The organism is Microbulbifer maximicatervae (SeqCode), assembly GCF_052467505.1.
In genome coordinates, this window is the sequence record NZ_CP174313.1 from 4,067,531 (window position 1) to 4,079,027 (window position 11,497).

Genomic DNA, 11,497 nt, shown 5'->3' on the forward strand with positions numbered 1-11,497 from the left:
GCTGAAATATTCTCGGATGGTTTAATGCCATTTTGGGGAGCGCCCCGGCGGCAATTTATATGATGGTGAGTGTGCCGTTATTGTAGTCGTGCAGAGGCTGCTCGATTTCCCTTGGAGTGGATCTAGGGCAACAGGATTACACCGGGGCGGGCCGCGCAGGCACAAGCGGCCAACTCCCTTTTATATGGGCGCGCAATTGTAGCGGCTCTAGGGCGCCACACAACTGCATTTTTCAGTTTTGCGCTCAAACGGATCGACTTCCCCTACCCACTAAAATTCATTAATGCCTTAGCTTTTTAAACATTACTTCATTACTTTCTAACTGCCAATTAGTAGATTCCTACTGACTATTGAAAATAAAAAGGATGATTATCACGCCAGTCTAGTGGTTTTTATTCCTCCTGAGTAAAGGCAGCTACCGACTATCTCATGAATTTTCACGACAGTGTCTACACTGGTTGATAGTCCATACCCATAAATGCGCAATTGAGGAAGTAGTAGTGAAGCATTCGATGTTGTGCGACACCTCAAAGCTGATCGGTCGGGTACTGATGTCGCTGATCTTTATATTTGCCGGCTGGAATAAAATTGGCGGCTACGAAATGACAGAGGCCTTTATGGTTTCCATGGGGATACCCGGCTTCATTTTGCCCCTAGTCATCGTTATTGAGTTGGTGGGAGGACTCGCGGTGTTACTGGGGATATTCACCCGGATTTCTGCTTTTGTCCTTTTCCTGTTCTGTCTCGCTTCGGCCTTCCTGGTACACCTGTCCCCTGGTGATGCAACAGAAATGACCAGCTTTATGAAAAATATCACGATTGCCGGTGGTTTCCTGATTCTGACCTGTGCCGGTGCCGGTCGCTTTAGCCTGGACCATTGGATACGCGGTAAGTAGATTTCAGCAACAGTTGTTGAGAGGAATTGAAGCCAGTTTCAGTCGAGCTTCAGTGGGGAGAAATTAGCCGGGCCTATACTGCCTGGATATAGGTAATGACTCTACAGGATTACCATGAAGCTTTTTTATGCACCGGGTGTTTGCTCTCTATCGCCTCATATTGTCGCTTGTGAAGCAGGGATCAATCTGGGCCTGCAAAAGGTCAATCTAAAAACCCATGAGCTGGAAAACGGCGACGACTTTACAAGGATTAGTCCTAAAGGGTACGTGCCGGCACTGCAACTGGAAGGCGGAGAAGTACTGACAGAAGGTCCGGCAATCGTCCAGTTTTTGGCGGAGCAAAAGCCCGACGCGCAACTGGCGCCACCAGTGGGCACCCTGGCCCATTACCGGCTTCTCGAATGGCTCAACTTCCTCAGTGCTGAAGTCCACAAGCTATTCAAACCACTGTTTTGGCATGGTACAGAAGAAGAACAGGAGGATTCCCGGGTTAGGCTTATCCGCTGGTTTGACTATATCGAAGGGCAGCTTGATAAAGACTACTTAATGGGAGACGATTTCACGGTTGCCGATGCCTACCTGTATGTTCTCTCTCGCTGGCTGAAACATCAGCAGTTTGATATGCCCCGGTGGCCCCGGCTTCAAGCATTCCAAAAGAGAATGGAAGAAAGGCCCGCAGTGCAGCGGGCGCTTCAGGAGGAAAGTTTAGAGCCGGTGTAAAGAGCTGCCGTTAACGCGGGGTAAAGCGCCGGGTTGCAGGGATATCGGACTCGATCGGTTGGCGAACCTTCGCGACAAATAGTGCAGAGAGTAGTGCCACAAAAGCACAGCCCGCCATAGATCCTGCAATAGGTGTCAGGGTTCCGGTGTGCAGGCTGCTTGCCAGTCCACCCAGTATCCCCCCGGTAATAAACAGAGCGGCGCCGTATAGCGCGTTGGCACTACCGCTGATTTTGGGGAAGAACTCCAAATAACAGGCGGCGGCATTGGGGCCGGTAATACCGATACAGCTCATCACCAGTACCAGGGGAATCATCCACAGGGTAAGTTCTTTGACTCCTGTCATAGTTCCCAGCAGCAGCAGGCCGCAACCCAATAGCTGCAACACAATACCCGCCAGCAGGATATTGCGCGGCTCAAAAAAGTTAAGTAGGCGGATATTCACCTGAACCATGCAAATTAGCCCGAGTACGCAGATACCAAAAAACAGTGGGAACTGATTCGCGCTAACACCGAAGTAATCCATAAACACAAAGGGCGCGGTGGTGATGTAGATAAACATCGAACCGCTGACACAGGCCTGTGCAATCAGGAACCCAATAGCGCGGGGATTGCGCAAAACCTGGCCGTAGCTGCCCACGAGAGACTTTAGCGGCATCATCTGGCGGCGTGCGCGGGTAAAGCGGGAGACGGTCTCCGGTAGCAGTAACTGTACTAGTACGAGCATTGCAAGAGCATACAGTAACAAAAAGACGAAAATACTTTGCCAGCCGCCAACGGCTAGTAGTGCTGAGCCGATCACCGGGGCGATTAGCGGTGCAATCAGCATGATGGTGCTAATCAGGGAAATAATTTTTGCCGCCTCACGGCCACTGTGTAAGTCGCGCACAATTGCAGCACATATTACTGTGGCAAAGCCGCCGCCAACTGCCTGGCAGAATCGCAGAATAATCAGTTGGTCTACATGGTCGGTAAACAGGACTAACAGGGAGCTGGCTATATAGATACTGAGGCCGATAGTTCCTACAAGGCGCCGTCCCCAGCGATCTGATAATGGTCCGCCAAACAGTTGTCCGAGGGCAAAGCCCAGCAGAAAACTGGACACTGAGTACTGCATCCGCTCGACTTCTGTATCCAGGGCCGCCGCCATCGCCGGAATGGCCGGCAGGTAGCTGTCGATGGAAAAAGGTGTCAGAGAAACGAGTGCGGCCAGCCACACCACTAGCCAGCGCGGGGCTTTCTCGTCCGAGTTAGAAGCGATGGATGTCATTATGTTGCTCAGGTACAGCCTGGAAGGATCTTCCCGGCAAAGCCCAATTGGCGGGAAATGGCTTTGGTAGAAACGGGCGGGCACATTGTCCCTTGCCCGCTTTGGATATCAGGGAGTTTAGTGCTTGTCTTCCCGCAATGTGTACAGTCCCTGTTTCAGTTTCAACAGGTGCTCCTGTAGCTGAGGACCTTTGCGCTGGGCTACGCCGATAGCGAGGACATCGATTACCACCAGGTGGGCGATGCGCGAGGACAGCGGCGTATAGATCTCAATATCCTCTTCTACATCCACTTCCAGTGGGATGCTGGCTTGTTGTGCCACCGGCGAGCCGCTGGGTGCCAAACCAACCACCAGAGCGCCCTGCTCTTTTGCCATGCTCATGGAGCGAAGTAACGCCTTGGTGCGACCGCTCTGGGAGATAGCTACTACTACATCCCCCGCTTGCATGGACATGGCCAACATATTCTGGATGTGGTGGTCTGAGTGAGCAGCGGTGGCCAACTGTAGGCGGAAGAACTTGTGCTGGGCATCGGCAGCGACGGCACCGGAGGCGCCAAAACCGAAGAATTCCACCCGCTTGGAAGCGGCCATCGCAGTGACAGCGGCCTCGAGGGCACGGTCGTCAATTCTATCGCGGACTTTCAGCAGGGTATCCACCGTGGAGTCGAAAACCTTGCGCTTGTACTCGGCAATGGTATCCGTTTCCGTAACCGCAATCTGGCCGAAGCTGGGGCTGGAAGCCAGCTGCTGCGCCAGGTTCAGCTTGAACTCCTGGAATCCGGAGCAGCCCACGGCGCGACAAAAGCGCACCACGGTAGGTTCACTCACCTGGGCTTCAGTAGCCAGGTCGACGATGCGCATATGAATGATTTCATCGGGGTTGGCGAGAATATACTCCGCCACCTTGCGCTCTGATTTGCGCATGGATGACAGTTGTTCACTGATTCGTTGCGTTACTTCCGCCGGTTTCACAGGACTTCCTTCTCTATGCCAGATGGCGCAGTTTAGCCGCTGTGCCCTCTGCTGGCGAGCGACATCACATTACATTGTCAGGCGGGACAAAATCCTGTTTATTTACACAGGTCTTGTGCATCAGCTCTGGTACAATCTTCGCCCATGGACGTATCTCAGATTTTAGACCCCCTCAACGACGCCCAGCGCGAAGCAGTAGCTGCCGCGCCCGGCAATCAATTGGTTCTGGCCGGTGCCGGCTCGGGCAAGACCCGGGTGCTGGTACACCGCATCGCCTGGCTGATGCAGGTGGAGGGCGCCTCGCCCTACTCCATTATGGCGGTAACCTTTACCAACAAGGCGGCCCGCGAGATGCGCGCCCGTATCGAAGAGCTGCTGGGGGTGAATACCTTTGGCATGTGGGTGGGCACCTTCCACGGCCTGGCTCACCGCCTGCTCAAGGCTCACTGGCAAGAAGCCAAGTTGCCGCAGAACTTCCAGATTCTGGATTCCGATGACCAGCTGCGTCTGATCAAGCGGGTACAGGCAGATCTGGGGCTGGATGATAAAAAGTGGTCACCGCGTGAAACCCAGTGGTGGATTGGTGCGCAGAAAGATGAAGGTCTGCGCCCGCAATATATCAATGCCGGCGCCGATCCCTGGTTGCAGACCATGGTGCGAATCTATTTCGCCTATGAAGAGGCCTGTCAGCGCGGTGGATTGGTGGATTTCGGCGAGCTGCTGCTGCGGGCCCACGAGCTCTGGCTGAATAACGACGCTATTCTGGCCCACTACCGCCGGCGCTTCCCCCATATTCTGGTGGATGAGTTCCAGGACACCAACACGATTCAATATGCCTGGCTGCGCTTACTCGCCGGTGAGCAGTGCCATATCACCGCCGTGGGTGACGATGATCAGTCCATCTACGGTTGGCGCGGTGCCAAGATCGAGAATATCCAGCACTTTTCCACAGATTTACGAGAAGTGCAGACGGTGCGACTGGAGCAGAACTACAGATCCACCTCCACCATTCTGAACGCGGCTAATGCGGTGATCGCTAATAACAGTGGCCGCTTGGGCAAGGAGTTGTGGACCAAGGGTGAAGAGGGTGAGCCCATCGCCGTCTACGCGGCCTACAACGAACAGGATGAATCGCGCTTTATTGTCGAGCGCATCAATGACTGGGTGCGCGACGGTAATCGCCGCGACAGCATCGCCATCCTCTACCGCTCCAATGCCCAATCCCGGGTACTTGAAGAGGGGCTTTTGCGCGAGCAGGTGCCCTACCGTATCTATGGCGGCCAGCGCTTCTACGAGCGCCTGGAAATCAAGAATGCCCTGTCTTATTTACGCCTGATTACCAACCGCGATGATGATACTGCGTTTGAACGGGTGGTGAATACACCCACCCGTGGCATCGGTGCGCGCACTGTAGAGATGGTGCGTTCTTATGCCCGGGAGCAGGGCTGCTCCCTGTGGCAGGCGGCCAAGCTGATGTTGCAGCAACGGGTATTGGCTGCTCGCGCCGGCAATGCCCTGCAGAGCTTCCTGGACCTGATTAACCAGCTGGCAGCAAATGCAGAAGATAAAGAGTTGGATGCTATTGCTGAGGATGTGATCGAAAACAGCGGTTTGCTGGAGTTTCACGGCAAAGAGAAAGGCGAGAAAGGCCAAACACGGGTGGAAAACTTGCAGGAACTGGTCACTGCCTGTCGCGGCTTTACCGGTGCAGGCCTGCCCGAAGGAGAGGAAGATGAAGAGGAAATTCCGCTTCTTAACCAGTTCCTCGACAGCGCTGCCCTCGATGCCGGTGAAGGTCAGGCGGATGAGTTTGAGGATGCCGTCCAGCTGATGACCCTGCACTCCGCCAAAGGCTTGGAGTTTCCCCTGGTATTTATGGCGGGTGTGGAGGAAAACCTGTTCCCCCACAAGATGTCGGCGCAGGAGCCCGGCCGCATGGAGGAGGAGAGACGCCTCTGCTACGTGGGTATCACCCGCGCCATGCGCAAGCTATACATTACCTACGCGGAAAACCGGCGTCTGTTTGGCAGCGAAACCTATAACAGCCCTTCCCGCTTTATCGGCGAAATTCCACCTAATTTGGTGCAAGAAGTGCGCCTGAAGACCGAAATTTCCCGTCCTCTCTATCAGGCGGACTACGGCAAGGTAGGCCAGTTTTCCGACCCGGCGCCAGACTTCGATGATTTACCCCCGCTGGTCCTGGGCGGGCGAGTGGACCATGCCAAGTTTGGTGAAGGAACTGTCATTGAGTTTGAGGGAACGGGTCCTCGAATGCGGGTGCTGGTTAATTTTGACGATGTTGGCGACAAGAGGCTGATACTTTCAATGGCCAAGTTGCAGCCGCTTTAAGTGATGGCTTGAGCTGGCACTAAGCATTAAATTCTGAGTGCCAGAGCATGTCGGTACTGAGAAGCATGCAGAATTGAAAGTTAGATAGTGGTGAATGGATTCCAGCGATAGCGGGAATCCATTCAAAATACCAGGGTCAGATCACAGAGGACTTCCCCTGAAGACCTAAGTTGGCGACCAAAGCGTCTGCCGATAATTTGTACAATACAAAAATAACGATAAATTAGTAGCAATGAAAAAACTCAATTGGTACCCGGCTATCATTCTCGGGCTCTTAGCCCTGCTCGCCATTACCTTCGCCGCCCTGGTAGCTTCCCGTGCAGCGATGGGCCCTGCCCAGCACTTTTCCGCAGAGGGCAATAAAGAGTTGTTCGAGTGGAAATTAGTTACTACCTGGCCCAAGAATTTCCCTGGCCTCGGCAGTGCGCCGGAGCGTTTTGCCAAGAAAGTCGAGGCGATGTCAGCCGGGCGTCTCAGGATCAAAGTGTACGGTGCCGGTGAGTTGGTACCTGCCCTGGGCGTATTTGGTGCTGTATCGGAAGGCGCCGCGCAGATGGGACACGGTGCTGCCTATTACTGGAAAGGCAAGGTGCCCGCTGCCCAGTTTTTTACTGCGGTGCCTTTTGGCTTGAATGCCCAGGAAATGAATGGTTGGTTACACCACGGTGGTGGTCTCGAACTCTGGGAGGAGATCTACGAGCCCTTTAACCTAATTCCACTTGCGGGGGGCTCCACCGGTGTGCAGATGGCGGGCTGGTTTAACAAACCGATTGAGTCGGTGAAGGATTTAAAGGGCCTAAAGATGCGTATTCCCGGCCTGGGTGGTGAGGTTTTAAACCGCGCAGGCGGCACTGCGGTGACCATTCCCGGTGGAGAACTCTATACCGCCCTCCAGACTGGAGTGATCGATGCTACCGAATGGGTGGGGCCCTACAACGATCTCGCTTTTGGTTTCCACCAGGTCGCTGAGTATTACTACTACCCCGGGTGGCATGAGCCGGGCTCTATCCTGGAATTTATCGTTAATAAAAAGGCGTTCAAAAAATTGCCTGCTGATTTGCAGGAAATAGTGCGGGTCGCCGCCCGTGAAGCTAACCAGGATATGCTGGACGAATACACGGCACGCAATAACCGGGCCCTCAAGGAGCTGGTAGAAGAGCACGGGGTAAAAGTGGAGCGCTTGCCGGAGGATGTTCTGTCTCACCTGAAGAAGATCAACAACGAAATTATGCAGGAGACGGCGCAGCAGGACCCGGAGTTTGCCCGTGTTTACAAAGCCTTTAAAGAATTTGAACGGGATGTGAAGCCCTACCACGAGATCAGTGAAGAGGCTTACTACCAGGCGAGAGAGTTAAAGGAAGATTAGCGCCCAACTACTGGGCCGATGATATTGCCGGCTGTGTTGCTCTACAGCCGGCGAACTCGAAACCTACAATCAGGGCAGCGGCCTGGTACGGCCGGCATCGTCGATAGCGACAAATACAAACTCACCCTCGGTGACCTTGACCTGCTCACCGGAATCCACCCGCGTCAGCCAAACCTCTACCATGGTGCGAATCGAGGAGCGCCCTTCTTCGATAGCCTCCGCATAGCAGCTGACTGTTGAGCCAACCGGAACCGGGCGCAGGAAAACCATGCTGCCCACTGCAACGGTTGTGACACGGCCGCGTGCCATGGTTTGTGCGAGAATGGCGCCAGCGAGGTCCATCTGCGACATCAGCCAACCGGCAAAAACATCCCCCTGCGGATTGGTATCGCGGGGCATAGCCAGGGTTTGCAGGGTTAGCGTGCCTGTGGGTTGCGGATCTTCATCGAGAGCTGACAGTGCGGACATCGGGTACTCACAGATTGTTAGAGTTATTGGTTTCCACTACTGGAATGGTGGCGCATTCTAGCACAATTTGGCCAGTAATTGACCAGAATAAATTTCGGCCTTTAGTCGACCGTAGGCGCGTTTTTGGCCGTTGGTACTGCCTCTCAGTCTATGGATGGCTCTCCACATGCGCAGATCACTGTTGCTGAACCACCCCCGGCAGCCAAGTGGCCAGGGCCGGCCATATCGCCAGCAGGCACAGCAGTAAAAGTTGGATGGCAATAAAAGGCGCTACCCCGCGATAGATGGCCGATGTGGCGACAGAACTGGGGGCCACCCCGCGCAGGTAAAAGAGAGCAAACCCAAATGGAGGCGTTAGGAAAGAGGTTTGCAAATTGATGGCAATCATAATGCCGAGCCACACCGGATCGACGCCCATTGCCAGCAGTACCGGGCCCACAATTGGTACCACTACAAAGGTGATCTCGATAAAGTCGAGGATAAAGCCCAGCAGGAATATTACCAGCATCACCAACAGGGTCGCGCCGATTACCCCTCCGGGCAGGCTGTGGAAAAATCCTGTCACCAGCTCTTCGCCGTTGTAACCGCGAAATACCAGAGAAAACAATGAGGCGCCAATCAATATGGCGAAAACCATGGCCGAGACCTGAAGTGTACTGCGGCTTATTTCCCCGGCGCGCTTAAAGCTCAGTGCTCCGCGACTGGACGCCAGTAACGCCGCCCCCAGTGCGCCGACGGCGGCCGCTTCTGTAGGGGTGGCAGCGCCAACGATGATTGATCCGAGCACAATCAGCATTAAGGCAATCGGGGGTAAAAGACTGCGAAGCAGCTGGGCCTTATCCACTTCTGGAGGCTCGCTGCTCTCCGTGGGTTTGGGGCGACGGGCAATAAATAATAGATAAATGATATAGGCGGCCACCAGCAGTAAGCCGGGAATAATTGCCCCTACAAACAGATCCCCTACGCTGACTGGCTTGGGATTGAAAATGCCTGCAGATAGTTGTGCCTGTTGATAGGCATTGGAGAGGGTGTCACCCAACAGAACCAAGGCAATAGAGGGTGGGATAATTTGCCCGAGGGTACCGGTGGCGCAGATAGTGCCGGTAGCCAGTTTGGGGGAGTAGCCATTTTTTAACATGGTGGGCAGTGACATCAGCCCCATGGTGACTACAGTTGCACCGACGATGCCAGTACTGGCGGCGAGCAGCGCGCCTACTACCACTACGGAAATGGCAAGTCCCGAGGGAGCCCCCATAAAGGCTTTGCTCAGATTAACCAATAAATCCTCAGCAATCTTGGCTCGCTCCAGTATTACCCCCATCAGCACAAATAGCGGAACGGCAACCAGAGTGCCGTTTTGCATAATGCCGTAGAGGCGATCGGGGAAAGCGCGCAGCAACTCAGCATCAAATACGCCATACACAATACCCAGGCCCGCTGATAGCAGGGCGGTACCCGCGAGGGTAAAAGCTACTGGGTAGCCGAACATAAGCAGAGCGCAGACGACTGCAAACATCAGAAAGGGGATTAGCTCAATCACACTTCGGCCCCTTCTACCTGCTTCAGTACTGCTTTTGACGACGACATTGGAATGGACTGTTGTTGGGGCAGCATCAATTGCATCAGCGCGCGAATAAACTGGGCCAGCCCCGCCAGAGCCAGGGTGACGGCGGACAGAGGAATCAGGCTCTTCAGTAAAAATACTCCAGGCAGGCCGCCGGCGTTCGCACTGTCTTCAAAAACTGACCAGCTATTCAGTACAAAGTGCCAGCTGCTTATAAATAGAAAGACGCAAAGCGGTAAGAGGAATATCAGATAGCCAATTGCATTGACCCAGGCTTTGGCCCTGGCGCTCATCCTGCGGTAGAAGACATCCACCCGCACATGGGCTTCGGTCTGCAACGCATAGGCCAGCCCCAGCATAAAGACGGCACCGTGCAGGTAAATCACAGATTCCTGTAGGGCGATAGAACCGGTATTGAAGCCGTGGCGCATCACCACAACACAGCTTTGTAACAGGACCATGGCCCAGGTGAACCAGGACAGCAGTTGCCCGGTATGACTGGTCAGGCGCTCGAGTGCCTGCGCGCTGCACAGCAGAAAACGCATGGGGGCTTCTCTCTTTACATCTTATTGTTATTTATGTTGCTCGAAGGTTAACCCTTTGCCCGCTCTCATGCCAGCAGGGTAAAAATACAGCTGTAACCTTTTTGTAATCTTTTATTCATAGAATCGTCACCCGTTGTTCCTAGCATCGCCGCGTGAAATAAAAACACTCATCGGAGTTACACAATGAACAAGCAAATTCTGGCGACTTCTCTGGCAGCCCTGACCCTGGCAACTTCACAGGTTGCTATGGCAGCGCGCGATTACATTAGTGTTGTAGGTTCCTCTACTGTTTACCCGTTTACTACGACTGTGGCGGAGCGTTTTAGCCGCGCAACCCAGTTTAAAACTCCAGTCGTTGAGTCCACTGGTACTGGTGGTGGCATGAAGTTGTTCTGCCAGGGTGTTGGAGAAAGCACTGCGGATATCACCGGTGCCTCCCGTCGCATTAAGCAATCCGAATTGGAAATGTGTAACAGCAACGGTGTTGATGTTGTTGAAGTACAGATCGGTTACGACGGCATTGTTCTTGCGAATGCTAAGAAAGCGGCTCCCTTTAAGCTGACTCGTAAAGACATCTTTCTGGCTCTGGCTAAGGAAGTACCTAACCCAGACGGTTCTGAAACTCTGGTAGCCAACCCCTACAAGACCTGGAAGGACGTAAACCCAGCTCTGCCCAACACCAAAATCGAAGTTTTGGGTCCGCCCCCCACTTCCGGTACCCGCGATGCTTTTGCCGAGCTGGCAATGGAAGGTGGCTGTAAGAAGTTTGGCTGGATCAAAGCCATGAAGAAAACAGACAAGAGCGCTTACAAAGCGATCTGTCACAACGTTCGCGAAGACGGCGCTTATGTTGAGGCCGGTGAGAACGACAACCTGATCGTGAACAAGCTGGTTGCCAACCCGAACGCTCTGGGTATCTTCGGCTTTAGTTTCCTCGACCAGAATGCTGACAAGGTACAGGGCTCTCTAATCGAAGATCAGGCTCCTACTTTCGACTCCATCGCTGACCAGAGCTACCCGGTTTCCCGTCCGCTGTTTATCTACGTCAAGAAGCAGCACGCTGACGTGGTTCCCGGTGTTAAGCAGTTCCTGGCTGAATTCACCAATGAGCGCGCTTGGGGTGAAGATGGCTACCTGGCTGACAAAGGTATGATTCCTCTGCCCACCGAGAAGCGTCAAAAGATTGCTACTGATGTGCGCAAGCTGAACGCACTGAGTAATCTCGCAGCCAAGTAAAAAAATTCTGGAGTTGTACTGTCAAAGGGAATTGACGGCCAAGCTCGAAAGGGCTTGGCCGTTCTTTATAAGAAGACTCACAAATTGTCGCCCCCCCTGTGATGGAACGCG

10 protein-coding genes are annotated in these 11,497 nt (G+C 53.8%); 5 read left to right on the plus strand and 5 right to left on the minus strand.

What is annotated here, in order from left to right:
- Window positions 1–500: 500 nt before the first annotated feature.
- A complete protein-coding gene (locus ACJJIN_RS17885) occupies window positions 501–896 on the plus strand; it encodes a DoxX family protein (protein WP_413663848.1) in 396 nt (131 codons plus the stop codon).
- A 114-nt stretch (window positions 897–1,010) separates the two neighbouring features.
- Entirely contained in the window at window positions 1,011–1,616 is a 606-nt protein-coding gene (gstA, locus tag ACJJIN_RS17890; RefSeq protein ID WP_444895638.1) for a glutathione transferase GstA, read from the plus strand.
- A 10-nt stretch (window positions 1,617–1,626) separates the two neighbouring features.
- Here gstA and ACJJIN_RS17895 read toward each other — a convergent pair whose 3' ends face one another.
- Window positions 1,627–2,886: a multidrug effflux MFS transporter gene (locus tag ACJJIN_RS17895; protein ID WP_444895639.1), complete on the minus strand. Its 1,260-nt coding sequence runs from the start codon at window positions 2,884–2,886 to the stop codon at window positions 1,627–1,629.
- A 117-nt stretch (window positions 2,887–3,003) separates the two neighbouring features.
- Entirely contained in the window at window positions 3,004–3,858 is an 855-nt protein-coding gene (gene hexR, locus ACJJIN_RS17900) for a transcriptional regulator HexR (RefSeq protein WP_444895640.1), read from the minus strand.
- 144 nt (window positions 3,859–4,002) lie between these two features.
- On the opposite strand from hexR, the gene uvrD reads away from it, so the two are divergent.
- Window positions 4,003–6,207, plus strand: a complete 2,205-nt coding sequence (gene uvrD, locus ACJJIN_RS17905) for a DNA helicase II (RefSeq protein ID WP_282930603.1) — start codon at window positions 4,003–4,005, stop codon at window positions 6,205–6,207.
- A 232-nt stretch (window positions 6,208–6,439) separates the two neighbouring features.
- A complete protein-coding gene (locus tag ACJJIN_RS17910; protein WP_444895641.1) occupies window positions 6,440–7,573 on the plus strand; it encodes a TRAP transporter substrate-binding protein in 1,134 nt (377 codons plus the stop codon).
- A gap of 69 nt (window positions 7,574–7,642) precedes the next feature.
- Here ACJJIN_RS17910 and ACJJIN_RS17915 read toward each other — a convergent pair whose 3' ends face one another.
- The 3 genes from ACJJIN_RS17915 to ACJJIN_RS17925 form a co-directional block, all read right to left on the minus strand.
- Window positions 7,643–8,032: an acyl-CoA thioesterase gene (locus tag ACJJIN_RS17915; protein ID WP_108735392.1), complete on the minus strand. Its 390-nt coding sequence runs from the start codon at window positions 8,030–8,032 to the stop codon at window positions 7,643–7,645.
- A gap of 184 nt (window positions 8,033–8,216) precedes the next feature.
- Window positions 8,217–9,581, minus strand: coding sequence for a TRAP transporter large permease (locus tag ACJJIN_RS17920; protein ID WP_444895642.1), 1,365 nt, complete (start codon window positions 9,579–9,581; stop codon window positions 8,217–8,219).
- A complete protein-coding gene (locus ACJJIN_RS17925) occupies window positions 9,578–10,150 on the minus strand; it encodes a TRAP transporter small permease subunit (RefSeq protein WP_444895643.1) in 573 nt (190 codons plus the stop codon). Before ACJJIN_RS17925 ends, ACJJIN_RS17920 begins: the two co-directional genes overlap by 4 nt.
- Before the next feature lie 183 nt (window positions 10,151–10,333).
- Here ACJJIN_RS17925 and ACJJIN_RS17930 point away from each other — a divergent pair, with 183 nt between their 5' ends.
- The gene (locus ACJJIN_RS17930) at window positions 10,334–11,386 is read left to right on the plus strand and encodes a PstS family phosphate ABC transporter substrate-binding protein (protein ID WP_282930607.1); all 1,053 of its coding nucleotides are present in this window, start codon (window positions 10,334–10,336) and stop codon (window positions 11,384–11,386) included.
- The last annotated feature ends 111 nt before the right edge of the window (window positions 11,387–11,497 follow it).